This window comes from Chryseobacterium sp. AC405b (assembly GCF_979258685.1).
The window spans coordinates 2,202,181-2,222,892 of the sequence record NZ_OZ409877.1; the positions used below are offsets into that span (position 1 = coordinate 2,202,181).

Genomic DNA, 20,712 nt, shown 5'->3' on the forward strand with positions numbered 1-20,712 from the left:
AGCTTGTTGTAAAAATTTTTAAAATCACTTGAATAATATTATATTTGTTACTAAACAAATAAAACTATGGAAAATGTGTTTGATGCGAAAGACGCTCAGAATTATATCAATAGAATAAATAATCTGGTAGAAGATACACACGGTTTGTGGGGCAGAATGACGGTTGATCAGATGTTGGCGCACTGCTGTATTACTTACGAGATGATTTATGAACCGGAGAAGCATAAAAAACCGGGAACAATTGCCAAATTTATTTTAAAAACATTTGTAAAGCCTAAAGTTGTGGGCGAAAAAGCATACCCGAGAGATTCTCCTACAGCACCGCAATTTGTGATTACAGGTCGCAGAAACTTTGATGATGAAAAGAAGAGATTAATTGGTTTTATTCAAAAAACTCAACAGTTGGGAGCTCAGGCTTTTGATGATAAAGAATCTTTTTCTTTTGGTAAACTAAAATCTCACGAGTGGAATAATATGTTTGCAAAACATCTGAATCACCATTTATCTCAGTTTGGGGTTTAAAAAAAACAAAAAATGAAAAAACTTTTATTTCTTCTCATCCTGATTTCCCATTTTGCTTTTGCACAAATGCCCAATATTTCAAATACCTGGCTGAATCAATCAAAACCCTACATCGGAACGATTGGCAATGATCAAGAAACAATTAACCTTACAATAGAAATTTCTGAACAGAATAAAAAAAATGATCAGGAATACTTTGTCTCCGGTTATTCTGTTGTTGAAAACAATACCTCCAGGTTCGAAGGGAAATTAACCCTTACAAAATACAAAGACGGTAAGAAAAAAAGCATAGTTTACGGAGATTACAAGCTGGTAGAGGAAAATAAAGGGAAACATTCGGGAATTTTTACCGGGAAATTTATTTACACCTTTGAATGGAATAGAAAGACTGAGAAAATAGAGAACCCAAACATCGAACTCATAGGGAACTGGAAAAGCTATGACGGAAGTTTAGACTTTAAAACCAATTTAAAAAACAAATAATTATGTTAAGACAAATATTAGGAATCATTGCAGGAATGGTTGTAGGATCTTTGTGCGTTTGGGCTATAGAAACGCTCAATCACAATTTGTATCCTTTTCCGGCGGGTATGAAAGCTAATGATATGGATGCTTTTAAATCGTATATTGAGAGTTTACCGTTTTTAGGAAAGTTCATGGTAATCGTAGGATACGCTTTAGGAGCAATAGCTGCAGGATTTGTTTCGACTAAAATTTCAAAAAACGGAAAACCTACCGCTGCAATTATCTGCGGATGTATTTTTCTGTCTTTTACAATTTACAATATGATGGTTTTGCCTACGCCAGTCTGGTTTTGGGTTTTAGGAGTTTTGGTTTGGGGATTGGTTTTAATAGGGTATAAATTGGCTTTAAATAAAAAATAAGACTATTTTGTAAAGCAAATGCTTTTATTTTTTACAGTAATGATAAAATACTAAAACCTTTGTATTCTTCGATAAGTGAAACGCCTTTGCGAGCTTAAAAACGGTTAGTAGTTAATTAAAAACTTTGTGAGCTTTGCGTTTAATAAATTTAGGATTAAAAACATTAAAATATGAAATTAGGTGCATTTTCCATCAGTTTAAGTGTAAAAGATTTAGAAAAGTCTAAAGATTTTTACGAAAAGTTAGGTTTCTCTACAATGGGCGGAAACATGGAAAGCAATTATCTTATCATGAAAAACGGCAGCACATTGATCGGACTTTTCCAGGCAATGTTTGACGGGAATATGCTCACATTCAATCCAGGTTGGGACGAAAATGCTCAGAATCTGGAGAGTTTTGACGATGTAAGAGAAATTCAGAAACATTTAAAAGAAAATCAGGTTACATTGGAAAAAGAAGCTGACGAAACAACTTCCGGTCCCGAACATATTTTCCTCAAAGACCCCGACGGAAATATGATTTTAATAGACCAACATAGATAATTAAAAATAAGTAATTGGTAATGAGTAATGGAATAATATATTGTCACTATCAACTAAAAACAATAAACACAAAAAATTTTAAATAAAAATTATGGCAACAGTAAACGTTTATCTTACCTTCAACGGAAATTGCAGACAAGCATTTGAATTTTACAAATCAGTTTTCGGAGGAGAATTTCCATACATCGGAACTTTCGGCGAAATGCCGCCACAAGATGGAAATGAAATGTCTGCAGAAGACAAAGACAAAATCATGCATGTTTCTCTTCCGGTCTCAAAAGAAACAATGCTGATGGGAAGCGACACAGGTGGTGAGTGGTCTTCACATTTTAAAGAAGGAAATAATTTTTCCGTCTCCATTAATGCAGATTCAAAAGAAGAAGCAAATCAATTATTCAACGGCTTATCTCAGGATGGGCAAGTCACAATGCCTTTGGCAGATACTTTTTGGGGTGCTTATTTTGGGATGTTCACCGATCAGTTTGGTATTAATTGGATGGTTAATTATGATGATCCTTCAAAAACTCAACAGCATCCTTAATATCTTATTGGATTAATCATTTAAACAAACCGACACTTACTTTGTCGGTTTTGATTTTATTATTCCTTTGCTCTCCAAAAATTATTAAACCTAAAAATACAATCCAATGAAATTCACAATTGACGAAATAAAAGCAGAACATCAAAAAGTAAAAAGCGGTGCAGACTTCCCAAAATACATTCAGGCAATTAAAAATCTCGGAATTTCGCATTACAAGGCTTATGTCGCAGACGGAAATACAGAATATTTTGATACAGAAAATCGTTCAGCAAAGACGGGAAGTAAATATGAGAATTTACAAATTTCAGAAACCTTGAATCTGGAAAATTTCAAAACCCAATTAAAACTTCATCGGCAAGGTGGTACAGACTACATGACTTTCTGTAAAGATTGTGCGGAAAATGGAGTAGATGGCTGGAAAATGGATTTGAGTGAAATGACCTGTTCGTATTTTGATAAGCAAGGAAATTATGTATTGGTAGAAAATGTTCCTTCATAGTTGAATCGAGATACTGCCAGCAATTTCCAGATTAATTTATTATTTGCAATTATTGATTAAAATTATTAATTTTGTAATTCTGATAGATAATAGTAATTAATAAGTAAAATATGAATTTTTTCAGGCAGTTAGCTTGTATTGTTTTTATTAGCATTTCGGCATTCTCTTTAGCTCAAAAAAATGATCTTGGGGCATGGTATATGTATTTCGGAAATAATAAAATCAGTAAAAAATTGAATTTTCATAATGAAATTCAGTATCGTAATTTTGACGGAATCGGAGACTTAGAGCAGCTTCTCATCCGCACAGGAATTGGATATGATTTGACCGAAAATAATAATAATATTTTGTTGGGCTACGGATTTATTTTGAGCCAGCCTTATATCAATAATGAAAAAAGTGAGAATATTGAACACCGCATTTTCCAGCAATATATTACAAAACAGAAATTCGGTCGTTTCAATCTTCAGCACCGTTACCGTTTAGAAGAGAGATTTTTACAGGATGATTTCAGGATGAGGTTTCGCTATCTGTTAGGGTTTAATATTCCGATCAGTAATAAAGAAATGTTACCAAAAACTTTATATCTCTCGGCTTACAACGAGATTTTTCTACATCTTGACAGTCCTGTTTTTGACCGGAACAGAGTATACGGAGCATTAGGATTTGTTATTAATAAAAATATGAGAATTGAAGCGGGCTACATGAATCAGATTCAGGAAAACAAAAACCGCGGACAGATTCAGATTGGGTTTTACAATAATATTCCGTTTACAAAAAATTAAACTCAATAACTTCAAAATATAAACTAAAAATGCATTCAGGAAAAAGATTTGGACCGGTAGAATTTATAATGTGGACGAGAAGAAGTTTGTATATTCTCTTCATATTGGCGGCAGTACCCACTGTTTTATATTATTTAGGAATTACTTTTATATCCTTTCCATGGCAACCGATTGCTATCATGGGAACTGCAGTAGCGTTTATTGTAGGTTTTAAAAACAATGCAAGTTACAGCAGATTGTGGGAAGCAAGACAGATTTACGGTGCTATTATCAATGACAGCCGTAGTTTTGGGTATATTTTGAGAGATTCTTTGAGAGAAAAAAATTCTGATAAAGTAAATCAGATGTTCAGACGTCATTATGCATGGTTAACAGCGCTTCGTTTTCAGCTTCGGGAACCCAGAAACTGGGAAAATATGAGTACGGAGCAGTTTAAAGAGTATGCTCAAAAGTATCAAATTCCGGAAAGACTTTCTACAATTGATACCGACCTGAAAAACTATCTTTCGGAGGATGAACTGCGATATATTTTAAGTAAAAAAAACCGAGCAACTCAATTGATGGCTGTGCAAAGTAAAGATTTATCTGAAGCTTATTCACAAGGCGAGATCAATGATTTCCAATGGTCGCAAATCAATCAGCAACTTGTAAAATTTACTGATAATCAGGGTAAAGCTGAAAGAATAAAAAACTTCCCATATCCCAGGAATTTTTCTTCCATTACCACGTATCTGCTCATTATGTTTATTGTTTTTGTGCCGTTTGGTTTGATTAAGGAGTTTGACAAAATGGGCGACGGAACTTTATTAGAAGGGTATACTTTATGGTTCAATATTCCGTTTTCTCTTCTGGTAACCTGGTGTTTTCATACATTGGATAGTGTGGGAGAAGCTTCAGTAAATCCATTTGAAGGCAGCCCGAATGACGTTCCGATCACTCAGATCAGCAGAACGATAGAAATTGATATGAGAGATATGTTGGATGAAGATGATCTTCCGCCAGCAATTACTCCGAAAAATGATATTGTCCTTTAAAATAAAAATATGATCTGTGTTTATTTTAATAACAATAAGAATACCTACTCAATGTAATACACTTTAAAAAACAAATTCCATGATTCACACCTACGTCATCATTTCAATTGCAGTTTTGTTATCTGTAATGATACTTGTTATGATCGGGCAAAAGCTGAAAGTTGCTTACCCGATATTCCTCGTGATTGCAGGATTAATCATCAGCTTAGTTCCAGGGATGCCTCATATTGAGATTGAGCCAGACTTGGTTTTTTTGATTTTTCTTCCGCCTATTTTATTTGAAGCCGCATGGTTTACTTCATGGCAGGATTTTCATAAGTGGCGGAAACAGATTTTCTCAATGGCATTCGGATTGGTTTTTCTGACTTCTGTTGTTGTAGCATATCTTTCATCATCTATTATTCCGGGGCTTACGGTGGCAATGGGATTCTTGTTGGGTGGGGTTAATTCTCCGCCGGATGCTGTAGCAGCAACTTCCGTTTTAAAGCACATGAAAATCCCAAAAAAAATCACAAGCATTCTGGAAGGTGAAAGTTTGATCAATGATGCTTCGAGTTTAATTGTATTTAAATTTGCTTTGGCGGCAGTCATTTCAGGTCAGTTTATCTGGAGAGAAGCGATCGGAGATTTCTTCAGTATGGCAGTTGGCGGAATTGCAATTGGTATTGCCTTAGGATTGCTTTTCGGGTTTTTTCTGCGATTAATCCCTTCCAACTCAAATATTGATACCATTATCACACTCATTGTTCCTTACATTTTATACGTCGGTGCAGAGCATTTCCATTTTTCAGGAGTTCTCGCAGTTGTTGCAGGTGGATTGCTGATGTCTTACAACTCGCATTGCTATCTCAGTCATACGACAAGAATTCAGTCCGGAAACGTTTGGAGTGTTTTGATCTTTCTGATGAATACAATTATTTTCATTTTAATCGGCTTAGAATTACCTATTGTAGTCGCAGCAATGAAAGATTATACCATTTCAGAGGGAATTTTTTACAGTATCGTGATTGGCGGAGCAATTATTTTAACAAGATTGGTTTATAGTTACAGCATTATGTACTTTCCTTGGTTTTTATCTAAAAAATTAAGGTCGGAAAATCCTAAACCAGACTGGCGAGAGCCGTTTATCATCAGTTTTGCGGCAATGCGGGGAGTGGTTTCACTGGCGGCAGCATTATCTATTCCTGCGTTTTTGCCAAACGGAGAAGCATTTCCTCACCGAAATATTATTTTATTTGTAACCTTCGTGATCATTTTAATAACTTTAGTGGGACAAGGATTGATGCTTTCACCTGTCTTAAAATGGCTGAAAGTAAGCGATGCAGGAAGCGAATTGCCGGAAGAGAAACAGGAAGTAATCCTGATGAGAAAACTGAAAGAAATCGCTTTGCAAAAACTGGAATCTGATTTTTCTGAACTGACGGAAACCAACAGTATGGTTCGCCATCAAAAACACAGATTGGAAAATGAAATGCTGATGATGGCAGACAAATCACAGTGTATGGCTTCTGCCGGAGATTACGTCACGGCAATGAATGAAAATAAAGATGTTGTTCGGCAGTTGATTCAGGCACAGCGGAACGAACTTCACCGAATGAAACGTGAAAAAATATTTGATGACCATGTGATGAGAACCATAGAAATGCAGCTCGATTTTGATGAAGCAAAAATTACAGGTTTTAGTCATTCTTAATTGATAAGATTTTACTAAACAATAAATGAAATTTAATTCTCTTTTTCCGGTGATCTGGACAGAAAATTTTGAAGAAACTATAGGTTTTTACATCCATATTTTGGGTTTTCAGCTGATCAGTGCAAACAGCGATTCACAATGGGCTTTTCTTGAAAAAAATACTGTTCAGATCATGATTACAAAACCTAATGAGCATATAAAATATGAGAAAATAGGTTTTTCCGGTTCTTTTTATTTTAATGTAAATGATGTTGACGTTCTCTGGAAAGATCTGAATACGATTACAAAAATTTGTTATAAAATAGAAAGTTTTGATTGGGGAATGCGGGAGTTTGCAATCTATGACAACAATGGTTATATATTACAATTCGGTCAACCTGTCGCCGAAATTAGTAAAGAGGAATAAATTTTGCTATTTTTGGTGAAATATTTTAAAAACAAATATGAGAAATAAAATAATTACAGGCTTCTCAGCACTTTTACTGTTCGTGTCTTTCGCAACACTTTTATTGTTAGTATCTTGTAAAGATGACGAGAAAATACTGAATTCTTTAGCTGATTACAACACGTCGATGGAAACCAAAGGATATCATTTTGGCGATAAACTGGATCTTCCGAAAGATGTCTTAGATAATGCCGAAAGCATCACAATCAGTTTTGGAGAAAAAGAAACCTCAAGCTTAGTAGTTGATTCAAAATATTATACGCTGGGAGACAATGCCGTTACTTTTAATATTAAAACAAAAGGTGGCGAAACTCTGTATCAGGATGCAACCATTAATGTTTTCACCAAAATTCCTGTAAAAAATATCAGCTATGATGTAATAGCAGAATATCCTCATGATCCTGCAAATTTTGTACAAGGTTTTCAGATCGAGGGAAATACCATCTATGAAAGTGACGGTCAGCAAGGTTCTTCTCAGATTTTAAAATATAACTTGGGAGATACTCAACCCATTGTTGCAACAAAGCAGCCTGAAGATGTTTTCTCTGAAGGAAGTGCGATAGTCGGAAATAAGATTTATCAATTGACATGGCAAAATAAGAAAGGTTTTATTTATGACAAAAATTCTTTGAGCTTGCTTTCAGAATTTCCTTATCCGGATGTGATGGGAGAAGGTTGGGGTTTAACATTTGATGGTAAGAGTCTAATCGCTTCAGATGGAACAAAAAACTTGTATTTCCTAAGCACAAGTGATCCTTCCAAGGTTGTAAAGTATATTTCAGTTGCAGGAAATTCTGAAGTTTATGATCAATTAAATGAATTGGAATTTTACAAAGGTTTTATCTATGCAAATGTTTGGCATAAGCCTGTTATTCTTAAAATAAATCCTGCTAACGGAGAAGTTGTCGGTAAGTTTGATTTCACTAAAATTGCAGCGCCGTTTACTGATTCAAACAGTGAATCTGTTTTAAACGGCATCGCTTTTAAAGGTGATAATATGCTGGTTACAGGTAAAAACTGGTCAAAAATTTATGAAGTTGCGATTAAATAATTTTAAGTTAATCTCACGTTCTCTAAAATAAAGTATGTAAATTGGTAGCGTTCCTCCGGAGCGCTATCTTTGGTAAAAAAGTTTTTTGAAAATATTAAGTCTATTTTTCGTTTTCATTATCTGTTCGGTTTCTGCGCAGAGAATTTTGCCTTTTGATACTTTGAGGATCAAAGAAGCAAGAGATATGTTTGCTGATGATTACGGCAGTATTTATATTTATAAAAACAAAGACTTTAGCTTTACCAAATACGATTCGCTCGGTAAACAACTGGGTAAAATGATGTTTACGGTACCTTTCAAGATTCAAGGCGTTCAGAATCCTTTGAGTATTGCTCTTTTTTCTGAAAATGCACAGGAAATGAAGTTTGTGGATCAGAATTTAAATGAAATTCAAAAGATAGATTTCAGACAAAAGTTCACGTATATCAAACACGCTTATGCAGAAGATTTACAGCAAATCTGGCTGCTTGATGAAAGTACAAAAAGGCTTCTTCAGTACAATTTCAGAAATGATACAACAATCAATTCTTATCCTTTTGATGCAAGTTTTGATGAATTGATTGATCTTTTGGTTTTTGAAAATAAGGTATATATTTTAACGAAGAATCAGTTCAGAATTTACAATCTGAAATTTGAGAAACTTTTTGAAGCACCTGTTGAAAACGGAAAACGACTGAGAAAGAGAAAACGAATTTATTCTGGTTGTCGGCAAAAATTCTATTTTTAAATATATTCCGGAAAAAAATCTGATCAAAATATTTGATGATCCCGATGTACAAATTGTGGAAAAAAACTCATTGGCATATTTTGAAATCAAAGACAACAAACTTTATCTTTACAACCTCGAAAATCTCAAAGCTTTGAAAATGCAGACGGCGACAGACAGTCCGAAAAACGACACGGAAAAAACGGTGGAAGAATTGATGAAAGAAAAAACTGAAACCCCCGATATGCAGAAACTTTTAGAAGAAATTCAGGAGCTTGGTTTTTAGAAAAATAATTTACATAATATACAAGACAGGAATATGCACATTGCAGTTACAGGTAATATTGGAGCAGGAAAAACTACGCTGACAACGATGTTGGCAAAGCATTATGGCTGGGATGCGCAGTTTGAGGATGTAGACCACAATCCTTATCTGGAAGATTTTTATGCAGACATGAGCAAGTGGAGTTTTGCACTGCAGATTTATTTTTTGGGAAGCAGATTCCGTCAGGTAAAAGAAATTCGGGAGAGTGGTAAAAATATCATCCAGGATCGTACGATCTATGAAGATGCTCATATTTTTGCTGAAAACCTTAATGATATGAAACTTTTGTCAGACAGGGATTATACAAACTATGCTTCTCTATTTGATTTGATGAAGACATTCGTTTCGGCTCCGGATTTACTGATTTATCTTAAATCTGATGTTCCGAATCTGGTGAAGAAGATTTACAAAAGAGGAAGGGAATACGAGGCTTCAATCAGCATAGAATACCTTTCTAAGCTCAATCAGAAATATGAAAAATGGATTACCAACTACACAGAAGGAAAACTTCTCATTATTGAAGTAGACGATCTTGATTTTGTTGAAAAGCCTGAAGATTTCGGATTGATTTTAGAGAAAATAGAAACAGAACTGAATGGATTGTTTTAGTTTTATTTCACATTAAATTAAAACGTTTTTGCTTATTGGTGTTAAATTTGTTTTACACCAACAAATATAAATTAATATAAAAAATGCTTGTAAAAGTTCTCCATAACGGAAATTGCTCAAAATCAAACGCAGTACTTGAATATCTTGATGAAAACGGTATTCCGTTTGAAATTATTAATATTGTGGAAGATCCGCTGAGCGTTTTGGAACTTAAAACAGTATTGAAAAAACTGAATGAAGATGTTTCACACATTATCCGAAAAGAAGAGAAACTTTACTTAGAAAAGTATGCCGGAAAAGACTTTACAGAAGACGAATGGCTGAAAATTTTATCTGAAAATCCGTCACTTATTCAGAGACCAATTTTGATCAAAGGTTCTGTAGCAATGCTTGGAAGGCCTGTGGAAAATGTGAAATTCTTTATCGAACACTAGAATAATTTTTTGAATAAACATAATAAAGTCAGCAATTGCTGACTTTATTTTTTTACAATAAGATGACATTTTCAATCCTGCCAACTTCTTTATAGATTCTCACGACCTGATCTGCATCCAATACAAATGCATTGATATTGCAGGCTGTATATTTACCATTTTTACTTTCTCTGTTACCCAGTGTGAATTTGATACCGTCAAAAACTTTATATATTTCTGTAAGCTTTGCCTGATCTGTCGGAATAATAAACTTAAAAAGATAATCTTCCGGAAAGTCATGTTGATCTTCCAGTTTTTCTTTTAATGAAGTGTAAAATTCTTCAGGATTTGCATGCTGATTTCCTTGTAATATGTCCATTATTGTTACTTAATTTATATAAATATAATGAAAATTTAACTATTTTCCAAGAGGTGCTAAAAGTGATGCTGAATTTTGTTTTTCGTGATCTTCGATGATATTAAATAATCCGTTTACAATTTGTTCAGAAGCCAGCATACTCAAACCTCCGGCGTTTACATTGCTGTTATTTCCACTGCCAAGAAGACTTCCTAAAAGATTGCTGCCTGATAATGCGGTGTTGATGGTCTTTACGATTCCGTATTTATTCAATTCCTGTTCAACTCTTGGCGCAATTGCAGCAACGAGTTGTTGAGAAGTTTTTTCTTTTAAAATAAGAGTAGCCGTTCCTTTTTCACCCTGAATAATTCTTGTAACATCCTGAGCATTTAAACTATTGACTGCATTTTCTAAAATAGGTCTTGAAATATTCACGGTAAAAACAGCTGCATCTGCAATATATTCTCTTTCTTTAGCAACCAATGAGGGTGCTATTTTTTCTAAAGTGGCATTTATATCACGCAGTTGCTTAGGGAGTGCTTTGTCTACCAGATTATTCTGAAGAAAAGCTTCTTTATTACCGTAGATATTCATTCCTTTATTGATGCCTCCTAATAATACTCTTTTAATTACAGCCAATCCAAGATCAGATGTCGCAAGAGTAGAGCAAGATTGCAGGGTTGTATTAATCATTACACCCGTTCCAAAAATCATTGCAATAGCAATTATATATTTTTTCATTTTTAATTTTTTTAATCTTGTCAAATACTGCACCAAAGGTAAAGACTATTATGTATTTAACAAAAAATTACGAGATTATAGCTGAATTTTAAAAATCGATGTTTTTGTAAATAAAATCCCGATTATTTATACGAAATCAACAATCACATGAAAATAGGAAGTTGGAAGTCGATTTTGGTGGTTTTTTCTCATAAAATTGTCTTTGCTTCAATGTGAAATAATCATATTTATTGATATTTTTTGTTGTGTAATATATTAAAATTTTGTTTTTTTTAAGAGATATCATAATTTAATCGAACATTAATAATTTATTTAACTAAAATTAACATCATTTGATATTTTTTATATTTTTGAAACAAAGTCTTATTTTGAGAAAATGATATTTTCAACTTTATAAGATGCATTTAATTTGTACAAGATAAAATTAAACTATATGAAACAAACTAATTTAAAGTATTCTTGTCTGATTGCTGTTCTCTACTTCGGTATGAACGTCAACGGACAGGTGACTCCTCAGGATACGCTTCCCAAAGAGCAGAGAATAGAGGAAGTTGTCATGATTGGATATGGTAGCCAAAAGAAAGAGAACGTTACGGGAAGTATCGGTCTTGTTTCAGCAAAAGATTTAGCAGACAGACCCAACTCAAACCCTCTTAGCTCTGTACAAGGTAAGCTTGCCGGTGTAAACATTACGAATGTTGGTACTCCTGGAGGATCTCCAAGAGTTGACATCAGAGGGGTAGGTTCGTTAACAGGGAATACTGTTTTTATTGTTGATGGAATGATTACTACAGACATTTCATATCTTAATCCTCAGGATATAGAATCGATGAGTGTTTTAAAAGATCCTTCAAGTTTAGCTATTTTTGGAGCTCAGGCTGCTAACGGAGCTGTATTGATCAAAACTAAAACCGGAAAAGGAAAACCTGTATTCAGCTTAAATTCTTACATAGGATTCAAAAAGGTAACTAACATTCCTAAAATGGTTAATGCAGATCAGTATATAGAGTTATATAATGAAAAGCTGATCAATGATAATGGATCTAGTGCCGGTTCTATCAGCAGAGCAAATTTTCCTGCAGATACAAATTGGTATGATGAGATTTTTCGTACAAGCATAATCAACGCTAATGACTTTTCTGCCATGGGCAGTATAGGAAAACTTAATTACTATGGTAGTGTAGGCTATCTTAAAGATGAAGGTAATCTTGCAGCAGGTTCTGGTATTAATTCTGGAAGCGGTTTTGGGAGGTTCAACAGTAAATTAAACCTTAGTTACAAAGTAACAGATAATTTTACGATCGGAAATAACTTCAGTTTTTCCAAAATGCGTACTGATATTGCACAAAATCCTTTGTTGACAGCTTTTATTGCTCCGCCGATATTTTCAGTAATGAATTCTGCCACTGGAGATTATCAATACTTTAACGGATATAATATTGCCAATCCCAGAGCACAATTAGATCAGTTCCGTTCTCAAAAAAATGAAGAGAGATTGCTTAATAATGTTTGGGGAGAATTGAAATTTTTAAAAGATTTTACTCTCAGAGCTAGTTATTCTATTGATAATTATAATCCTTCACAATACGAATTTACTCCGACACTTACTTATGTTCCTACTGCTAATCAGGTTCCTTCTACTTTGATTACTAGGGATTACAGAAATAGTAACTACGTTTGGGATAATACAATTAACTGGAAGAAAAGCTTTGGTAATCATAATTTTGATGTATTGGCAGGTTTTTCCAGAACCAGAACGACGTTGTCACAAAATTATTGGTCTGCAAGAAATGTAATTTATGACGGTACAAATGAATCTTTAAATATTGCAAACGGAACAGATCTTTTCAATGTAAATGTAGATAGAGATGATTTAGGTGTATTCCAAGATCAACAAAGAATTGAATCTTTCTTTGGTAGATTGAATTATGATTATAAGGGCAAATATTTAGTAAATGCATCTATTCGTAGAGATGCAAGTTCACAAATTATTGCAGATAGATACAGAACTTTCCCTGCAATCAGTGCTGGTTGGGTAATATCTAAAGAAGATTTTATGAGTGAGCAAAATATTTTTAGCTTACTAAAACTTAGAGCGAGTTATGGTGAATTAGGAAATCCTACTGTTACCAGAAAATACACAGCCAATATTTCTCCAATAGGATCTGGCGCTTATTTTGGAAATGTGGGTGTCCCTGCGGCAACTGTTGACGAATTTATTGATCCAAACATCGGGTGGGAAACTACAACCGGAAAAGATGTAGGTTTGGAGATGGCATTATTCAATAATAAACTTAAAATTGATGCTGCTTATTTTGATAAGGACTCAAAGAATGTTGTTTATGGTGTTAATCAAGGTACTGTTTCCGGTGCAAGTAACTGGAATAATTTTGTAACAAATGCTTATTCTTTTAATAACAGAGGTTTTGAAGTGTCTGTTAATTACAATACCAAATTTAGTGAAAATGTTAGCTTTGGAGTTTATGGTAATTTTACTTCACTCAAAAACGAAATCACATCAGTTTATGGTGGCTCATATTTAGAAACGGGAGCTAGTTTATTCGGAAACTCAATTGTTAGATTACAGGCAGGTCAGGCTGTAGGTTCATACTACGGATATGATGTTGCGGGTGTCTTCCAGACAGATGCAGAAGCTGCGGCATCTGCACAGGGCGCTTCAGGTGCAAAAGCCGGTTGGTTTAAATTTACAGATCAGGATGGTAACGGAGTTATTGACTCAAGAGATAAAACATTTTTGGGAAGTCCTATTCCTAAAGGAACTTATGGTTTTGGAGTTAATTTTAATATTTATGCAATTGATCTTGCGATTGATTTCCAGGGCGTATTTGGTAATAAAATATACAATTATAACCGTGAACAACGTTATGGAAATGAGACTTGGGATTTAGATATGTATAATAACAGATGGCGTGGAGAAGGTACTTCTAATACCAACTCTATGATTACATCTAACCAATCTATTATCTTACCAAATAGTTTCTATGTAGAAGATGGAAGTTATATCAGAATCAGAAATATTCAGGTGGGCTATAATTTACCGAAAGCATTTGCAAAATCTCTTTCTGTAACAAAATTAAGATTGTATTTAAGTGCTCAGAATCCTTGGACAAGTTTTAAATACAATGGCTTCTCTCCTGAAATCAATAATACGGATAGAGTACAAATGGGAATTGATAATAATATTTATCCAATTTCTGCGATTTATACAATGGGTATGAACTTAACATTTTAATTAAAAATCATGAAAAAAATATTTTTAACACTTTCTCTGTTTTCGTTAATGGTCAGCTGTAGTGATGATTTTGTAGACATCAAAGATGAAGGAGAAACCAATGTGGCAGATTTTTTCACAACTGAAAATGATGCAATGCTTGCAACTAATGCAATTTATAGCTTCCTAAGAAGTTGGGAAAATACAGGTTTTCCTGCACAATATGTGTTTGGGGTTACGGGTGATGATGTAGAAAAAGGATCTAATCCGGGAGATGCATCATTTATCAATGCTTACGATAATTTCACTTTCACCGTTAGTGATGAAGGAGTAAGAGGATATTGGATAGGGCAGTGGCAAGCGGTAAACAGGGCAAATCAGGTGATTACCAATGTTCCTAAAATTGATATGGATGCTACCTTAAAAAATAGATTAATAGCTGAATCGAAAATGTTGAGAGCATATTTCTATTTCAATTTAGTAAGAATTTATGGTGGAGTTCCTATATATGATGGTTTACCGGCGGATGGTAATTATCTGAAAGCGAGAAACTCTACCGCAGAAGTTTATGCTTTTATAGTTAAAGATTTGACGGAGGCTGCTGCGGTTTTACCTCAAACCTATTCTGCTGCAGATCGTGGAAGAGTTACCAAAGGAGGTGCTTTAGGATTGCTTTCAAAAGTATATCTTTATATGAAAGATTATCAGAAAGCGTATGACACTTCTAATTTGGTTATCGGGATGGGGTATTCTTTAGATCCAGACTTTAATCACTTATTCAGACCAGCGGGAGAATTCGGAACAGAATCTGTCTTTGAGGTGAATTGCGATTGCGCTCCAGGATTTAGCGGAAGTCAGTATGCAGAAGTTCAGGGAGTTAGAAATCAATTTGGATGGGGATTCTTCACCCCTACAACAGCTTTAGAAAATGCATTTGAACCAGGAGATATCAGAAAAGAATTAACTATCCTGAGAGAAGGAGAAACCACTATTGAAGGAGATTTAATCAAAAAAGGAGATCCTAATGCAGGTAACATGTGGAACCAAAAAGTATATGTACCATCATCTCTTAACAACAGTGCATGTGGTTATGGCTCTATCCAAAATCTAAGAATTTTGAGATTTGCTGATATTCTTTTAATCAATGCAGAAGCTGCTAACGAATTGGGAAATACCGGTGCTGCAACGACCAGTATCAATAAAGTAAGATTGAGAGCAAACCTACTTCCTACTACGGGAACTACACAAAGTACGTTAAGAACTGCTATTTGGCAGGAAAGAAGAGTAGAGCTAGCGATGGAAAATGATAGATTTCCGGACTTAGTAAGAACAGGTCAGGCTGCTACAGTTCTGGGACCTAAAGGATTCAAGGCAGGGAAAAATGAGCTTTTCCCAATTCCTTTAGATGCAATGAATCAAAGTAATGGATTATTTGTCCAAAACCCTGGTTACTAAAATTAAATTATAAAAACTTAGAGGAGAATGAAAGTTCTCCTCTTTCTTTTATTATTTCGTTTAAAATTAATATATGAAGAGGATAATACGATCAATCACAGCAATATCATTATTTGCAGTCTCCTGCAAAAATTCTCAAATTGTTAATCAGACAGTTTCGAAATCCGAAACGGTAAAAAGTAATGTTACCGATGCACAATTGCTGGATAAAGTTCAGAAAGATGCTTTAAAATATTTCTGGGATTACGCAGAACCCAATTCTATGTTGGGAAGAGAGCGGTATCATGAAGACAATATTTATCCTGATAACGACAAGCATGTGATCACAACTGGTGGTTCAGGATTTGGACTGGCAACGATTTTAGTCGGAGTTGAAAGAGGTTTCATTCCCAGAAAAGATGCGGTAAAAAGACTCAATACAATGATGGATTTTCTTGCCAAAGCAGACCGCTACAAAGGAGTCTGGTCGCATTGGATTAACGGAGAAACAGGAAAAACAGTTCCTTTCGGAAAGAAAGATAATGGAGGAGATTTGGTAGAAACAGCATTTTTAACCTCCGGAATTTTAATGGTTCGCGAATATTTCAAGAACGGAAATACCGAAGAAAAAATATTAGCCAAAAAATGTGATGAGCTTTGGAAAGGAATTCAGTGGAATTGGTATACCAAAGGCGGTGAAAAAGTATTGTATTGGCATTGGTCACCTGATTATCAATGGGAAATGAATTTTCCGCTTCAGGGCTACAACGAATGCCTGATCACATACATTTTGGCAGCCTCTTCACCTACTCATTCAATTGATGCCGAAACATATTATAAAGGTTGGACGAGAAACGGAACCTATCTGTCAGACAAAACAAAATACGGACTTCCAATGTACGTAAAGCACAACGGAGCAGAAGAATATGGCGAACCATTATTTTGGGCGCATTATTCTTACATCGGTCTAGATCCTAACAATTTATCGGATAAACTGGTCAAAAATTACTTTGATTTAAATAAAAATCAGGTTTTAATAGACTATAAATATTGTGTAGAAAACCCAAAACAATGGAAAGGTTACGGTGAAAATTATTGGGGATTAACAGCAAGTTACTCAAGAAATAAAGAAGGTGGAGTAGGTTATGATGCACATTTTCCACAAAATGATCATGGAGTTATTACGCCCACAGCAGCTTTGAGTAGTTTTCCTTACACCCCAAAAGAATCTATGGATTTTTTGAAGTTTATTTACACTCAAAAACCAGAATTCATAGGCTCTGCAGGTCCTTACGATGCAACTTCAATTCATTATAATAATTGGACAACGCCTCGATATTTAGCCATTGATCAGGGGACAATTGCTCCAATGATTGAAAACTACAGAACAGGATTTTTATGGAAATTATTCATGAACGCACCGGAAATCCAACAGGGATTAAAGAAATTAAGTTTTACATCTGAAAAATACAATATTCGGTAGTTTTTTAGGAGCTTCATCCCGCTTTCCGCTCATACTCCTCGCTCGACGGCTCCGCTTCGCTCCGCCGCCTCACTGCGGGGTAACCGCTGCAATCGGGGCTATTAATTCGGAACAATAAACTACGTGCACTCTGAGTGAAGTCGAAGAGTCGCCAAAATCTAAAAGAAATATGAGTTTAAAATTAAAACATTTACCACTTTTACTTCTCCCGTTTTCTCTAAGCTTCAATGCTCAGGAAATAAAAACTACCTTTAATAAAGAAGTACGCCGTACAGAAAAAATATCTTACGTTCTTGATTATCCTCAAAATGCAAAAGGAAAAATTCCGTTGATCGTTTTTCTACACGGTTCCGGCGAAAGAGGAAACGACCTTGAAAAAGTAAAAGCGCACAGTCCGTTTACTTATAAAAATATAATCAAAGAGCCTGTCGCTATTTTAGCACCGCAATGTCCTGAGAATACTTGGTGGGATACGGTTACTGTTTATCATTTAATCAAAGAAATCCAGGCAAAATATAAAATAGATGAGTCTAGAATTTATCTTACCGGACTATCAATGGGTGGTTGGGGAACTTTAAAATTAGCAATGGAACATCCTGAAATGTTTGCGGCGGTTGTTTCAGTTTGCGCACCGACCGAAAGAGTGATGTATGCCAACATTCATCAATACAAAAATCTGAATATGAAGATCTTTCATGGCGGAATGGACGATGTTGTTTTACCCGAAAATGCATTCAATTTTTATCAGGCAGTTCATCCGGTAAATCCATCCGCAGAACTCACGATTTTCCCGAATGATAATCATAATTCCTGGGATTCCACCTATTCTAATCCCAAATTGTATGAATGGATGTTGAGTAAAAAGAAATAGTAGAAAGTTCAGGAATTTTAAATCAAAAAATAAAGGCTTCAACAAGCTTAGCCTGATAATGTGCATTTAAAGCATTGAAAATTATGCGATTCGAACTAATCCAGTCGGAGGGTTTGTTGAATAAACTTAGCGCCACACCGTTAACCAAAATTAAAAAATCAAAAAGAAAATATAATTAAAGAAGAAGACGTATGAAAAAGTTAATTGTAATAGCAACTTTAGTCCTTGCGCCAATGTTTTCGGCGCAGGAAATGATCACGAAGCCCGTGCAGTCTTATCAGACAACACAATATCAGGCTAAGAAAAAAGCTTTTGTTGATGCTCTTTTGGCAAAAATGACTTTGGATGAAAAAATCGGACAGTTAAATTTGCCAAGTTCAGGTGATTTTACAACTGGTCTGGCTAAAAGTTCAGACATCGGAAAAAAAGTAGAGCAGGGATTAGTCGGTGGACTTTTCAATATTAAAGGTGCTGAAAAAATTAAGGCCGTTCAGAAAGTGGCAGTAGAAAACAGCCGTCTGAAAATTCCTTTGATTTTTGGGATGGATGTTATTCACGGTTATGAAACAACATTCCCGATTCCGTTAGGTTTAGCAGCTTCCTGGGATATGAATTTAGTTCAGCAATCTGCCAGAGTTGCCGCTAGAGAAGCTGCCGCAGACGGAATCAACTGGACGTTCTCGCCAATGGTGGATATTTCCCGCGAACCAAGATGGGGAAGAGTTTCTGAAGGTTCTGGCGAAGATCCGTATTTAGGAAGCGAAGTTGCTAAAAATATGGTTTACGGTTATCAGGGAAAAGATTTGGCAAACGGAACCAATATTTTAGCATGTGTAAAACACTTTGCTTTGTATGGAGCAGGTGAAGCCGGTAGAGATTACAACACGGTTGATATGAGCCACGTAAGAATGTTTAACGAATATTTTCCACCTTACAAAGCTGCTGTTGATGCAGGTGTAGCTTCTGTCATGGCATCTTTTAACGAGGTTGATGGCGTTCCTGCAACAGGAAACAGATGGCTGCAAACTGAAGTATTAAGAAATCAGTGGAAATTCAAAGGTTTTGTAGTGACTGATTACACGGGAATCAACGAAATGGTAGACCACGGAATGGGAGATCTTCAACAGGTTTCTGCTTTAGCTTTAAAAGCCGGAGTTGACATGGATATGGTGGGAGAAGGCTTTTTAACCACACTGAAAAAATCTTTGGCAGAAGGAAAAGTAACACAGGCAGAAATTGATTTGGCTGCAAAAAGAATTCTTGAGGCAAAATACGATTTAGGCTTATTCGATAATCCGTACAAACATGGTGACGTAAAGTTGGCTGCAAAAGAGGTTTACAATATGGAAAACCGAAATATTGCAAGAAGTGCTGCTGCTCAGTCTATGGTTTTAATGAAAAATGACAATCAGGTTTTACCTTTGAAAAAATCAGGAACGGTTGCTGTGATTGGTCCATTGGTAAACAACTCGATGAATATGCCCGGAACTTGGAGTGTGGCTTCAAAACATGCCAATGCGGTCAACCTGATGCAAGGTTTACAAGCTAATTTTGGGAAAGATGTAAAATTTTTGTCAGCAAAAGGGGCAAACATTGATTATGATGCTAAATTAGAAGATATTTATGCTGCTCACGGTAAGAAAACCGACAGAGACAGTCGTTCAAAAGAAGCTTTGTTAAAAGAAGCTGTTGACGTTGCCAGTAAAGCTGACGTTATCGTTTTGGCAATCGGAGAATCTGCGGAAATGAGCGGTGAATCTTCTTCAAGAACAGAGATTACGATTCCTCAATCTCAGGTAGATTTATTAAATGAGTTGAAAAAAACAGGAAAACCGATTGCAATGGTGCTTTTCACAGGTCGTCCTTTAGCTTTGACGAATGTGAAAGATGCTCCGGATGCGATTCTTAATGTGTGGTTCGCAGGTTCAGAAGCTGGAAATGCCATTTCTGATGTCCTTTTCGGAAAGGTAAATCCTTCAGGGAAACTTCCGATGACGTTCCCAAGAAGTTTAGGACAGGTTCCGATTTATTACAATGCTAAAAACACAGGACGCCCTTTGGACCAGAAATTGGTTGATAAATGCGAATACCAGAGATTCCGTTCCAATTATATGGATGAATGCAACACGCCGTTGTATCCGTTTGGTTACGGTTTGAGTTATACTAAATTCAATTATTCTGAGGTAACGGTTTCAAATGCAAATCCAAAAGGAAATCAAAGTGTTCAGGCTTCGGTTACGATTACCAATTCCGGAAATTATGACGGAGCTGAGGTGGTGCAACTGTACATCAGAGATTGGGTGGGAACCATTACACGACCGGTAAAAGAATTGAAAGGATTCCAAAAAGTAATGCTGAAAAAAGGAGAATCTAAAAAAGTAACCTTCGATATTACTCCGGAACAGCTGAAATTCTATAATGGAGATTTGAAATACGACTGGGAACCGGGTGAGTTTGATATCATGATCGGAACCAATTCCGAAGATGTAAAACATTCAAAAATAAACTGGACTAAATAAATTCCACAAAAAGCCATTCGAAAGA

Annotated in this window: 22 protein-coding genes; 20 read left to right on the plus strand and 2 right to left on the minus strand. The window is 35.3% G+C overall.

Annotated elements, in window-relative coordinates; all coding sequences use genetic code 11:
* Positions 1-66: 66 nt before the first annotated feature.
* The 15 genes from ACZZZA_RS10655 to ACZZZA_RS10725 all read left to right on the plus strand — a co-directional run bounded on the left by ACZZZA_RS10655 (position 67) and on the right by ACZZZA_RS10725 (position 10,070).
* Positions 67-522 carry a DUF1569 domain-containing protein gene (locus ACZZZA_RS10655; RefSeq protein ID WP_463431600.1) on the plus strand — a complete coding sequence of 152 codons (456 nt, stop codon included), beginning with the start codon at positions 67-69 and terminating at the stop codon, positions 520-522.
* 12 nt (positions 523-534) lie between these two features.
* The gene (locus ACZZZA_RS10660) at positions 535-1,005 is read left to right on the plus strand and encodes a hypothetical protein (protein ID WP_463431601.1); all 471 of its coding nucleotides are present in this window, start codon (positions 535-537) and stop codon (positions 1,003-1,005) included.
* 2 nt (positions 1,006-1,007) lie between these two features.
* Positions 1,008-1,406 (plus strand): hypothetical protein, encoded by a 399-nt coding sequence (locus tag ACZZZA_RS10665; RefSeq protein ID WP_463431602.1) that lies wholly within the window; start codon positions 1,008-1,010, stop codon positions 1,404-1,406.
* Between the two features lie 170 nt (positions 1,407-1,576).
* A complete protein-coding gene (locus ACZZZA_RS10670) occupies positions 1,577-1,948 on the plus strand; it encodes a VOC family protein (protein ID WP_463431603.1) in 372 nt (123 codons plus the stop codon).
* A 91-nt stretch (positions 1,949-2,039) separates the two neighbouring features.
* Entirely contained in the window at positions 2,040-2,489 is a 450-nt protein-coding gene (locus tag ACZZZA_RS10675) for a VOC family protein (RefSeq protein WP_463431605.1), read from the plus strand.
* A gap of 106 nt (positions 2,490-2,595) precedes the next feature.
* Positions 2,596-2,988, plus strand: coding sequence for a DUF1398 domain-containing protein (locus ACZZZA_RS10680; protein WP_463431606.1), 393 nt, complete (start codon positions 2,596-2,598; stop codon positions 2,986-2,988).
* A 110-nt stretch (positions 2,989-3,098) separates the two neighbouring features.
* Positions 3,099-3,773: a DUF2490 domain-containing protein gene (locus ACZZZA_RS10685; RefSeq protein WP_463431607.1), complete on the plus strand. Its 675-nt coding sequence runs from the start codon at positions 3,099-3,101 to the stop codon at positions 3,771-3,773.
* A gap of 29 nt (positions 3,774-3,802) precedes the next feature.
* Positions 3,803-4,807: a bestrophin family protein gene (locus tag ACZZZA_RS10690; RefSeq protein ID WP_463431609.1), complete on the plus strand. Its 1,005-nt coding sequence runs from the start codon at positions 3,803-3,805 to the stop codon at positions 4,805-4,807.
* 79 nt (positions 4,808-4,886) lie between these two features.
* Positions 4,887-6,500 (plus strand): Na+/H+ antiporter, encoded by a 1,614-nt coding sequence (locus ACZZZA_RS10695; protein ID WP_463431611.1) that lies wholly within the window; start codon positions 4,887-4,889, stop codon positions 6,498-6,500.
* A 25-nt stretch (positions 6,501-6,525) separates the two neighbouring features.
* Positions 6,526-6,906, plus strand: a complete 381-nt coding sequence (locus ACZZZA_RS10700) for a VOC family protein (RefSeq protein ID WP_463431613.1) — start codon at positions 6,526-6,528, stop codon at positions 6,904-6,906.
* 37 nt (positions 6,907-6,943) lie between these two features.
* Positions 6,944-7,996 (plus strand): glutaminyl-peptide cyclotransferase, encoded by a 1,053-nt coding sequence (locus ACZZZA_RS10705; protein WP_463431614.1) that lies wholly within the window; start codon positions 6,944-6,946, stop codon positions 7,994-7,996.
* Positions 7,997-8,081: 85 nt separating this feature from the next.
* Entirely contained in the window at positions 8,082-8,723 is a 642-nt protein-coding gene (locus ACZZZA_RS10710) for a hypothetical protein (RefSeq protein WP_463431616.1), read from the plus strand.
* Between the two features lie 55 nt (positions 8,724-8,778).
* Positions 8,779-8,988 (plus strand): hypothetical protein, encoded by a 210-nt coding sequence (locus tag ACZZZA_RS10715; RefSeq protein WP_463431617.1) that lies wholly within the window; start codon positions 8,779-8,781, stop codon positions 8,986-8,988.
* A 33-nt stretch (positions 8,989-9,021) separates the two neighbouring features.
* A complete protein-coding gene (locus tag ACZZZA_RS10720; protein WP_463431619.1) occupies positions 9,022-9,636 on the plus strand; it encodes a deoxynucleoside kinase in 615 nt (204 codons plus the stop codon).
* Between the two features lie 83 nt (positions 9,637-9,719).
* The gene (locus ACZZZA_RS10725) at positions 9,720-10,070 is read left to right on the plus strand and encodes an ArsC/Spx/MgsR family protein (RefSeq protein WP_463431621.1); all 351 of its coding nucleotides are present in this window, start codon (positions 9,720-9,722) and stop codon (positions 10,068-10,070) included.
* Between the two features lie 52 nt (positions 10,071-10,122).
* Here the strand turns inward: ACZZZA_RS10725 and ACZZZA_RS10730 are convergent, their stop codons facing one another.
* Complete coding sequence (locus ACZZZA_RS10730; protein ID WP_463431623.1) at positions 10,123-10,428, minus strand: DUF493 family protein; 306 nt, start codon at positions 10,426-10,428, stop codon at positions 10,123-10,125.
* Positions 10,429-10,467: 39 nt separating this feature from the next.
* The gene (locus tag ACZZZA_RS10735; protein WP_463431625.1) at positions 10,468-11,148 is read right to left on the minus strand and encodes a DUF4197 family protein; all 681 of its coding nucleotides are present in this window, start codon (positions 11,146-11,148) and stop codon (positions 10,468-10,470) included.
* Between the two features lie 433 nt (positions 11,149-11,581).
* Here ACZZZA_RS10735 and ACZZZA_RS10740 point away from each other — a divergent pair, with 433 nt between their 5' ends.
* The 5 genes from ACZZZA_RS10740 (at position 11,582) to bglX (ending at position 20,687) form a co-directional block, all read left to right on the plus strand.
* Positions 11,582-14,401 (plus strand): SusC/RagA family TonB-linked outer membrane protein, encoded by a 2,820-nt coding sequence (locus tag ACZZZA_RS10740; protein WP_463431627.1) that lies wholly within the window; start codon positions 11,582-11,584, stop codon positions 14,399-14,401.
* A gap of 9 nt (positions 14,402-14,410) precedes the next feature.
* A complete protein-coding gene (locus ACZZZA_RS10745; protein WP_463431629.1) occupies positions 14,411-15,835 on the plus strand; it encodes a RagB/SusD family nutrient uptake outer membrane protein in 1,425 nt (474 codons plus the stop codon).
* Between the two features lie 73 nt (positions 15,836-15,908).
* A complete protein-coding gene (locus tag ACZZZA_RS10750; protein WP_463431631.1) occupies positions 15,909-17,297 on the plus strand; it encodes a glucoamylase family protein in 1,389 nt (462 codons plus the stop codon).
* Positions 17,298-17,466: 169 nt separating this feature from the next.
* Positions 17,467-18,168 (plus strand): carboxylesterase family protein, encoded by a 702-nt coding sequence (locus ACZZZA_RS10755; RefSeq protein WP_463431633.1) that lies wholly within the window; start codon positions 17,467-17,469, stop codon positions 18,166-18,168.
* A gap of 191 nt (positions 18,169-18,359) precedes the next feature.
* Positions 18,360-20,687 carry a beta-glucosidase BglX gene (gene bglX / locus ACZZZA_RS10760; protein ID WP_463431635.1) on the plus strand — a complete coding sequence of 776 codons (2,328 nt, stop codon included), beginning with the start codon at positions 18,360-18,362 and terminating at the stop codon, positions 20,685-20,687.
* Positions 20,688-20,712 lie beyond the last annotated feature (25 nt).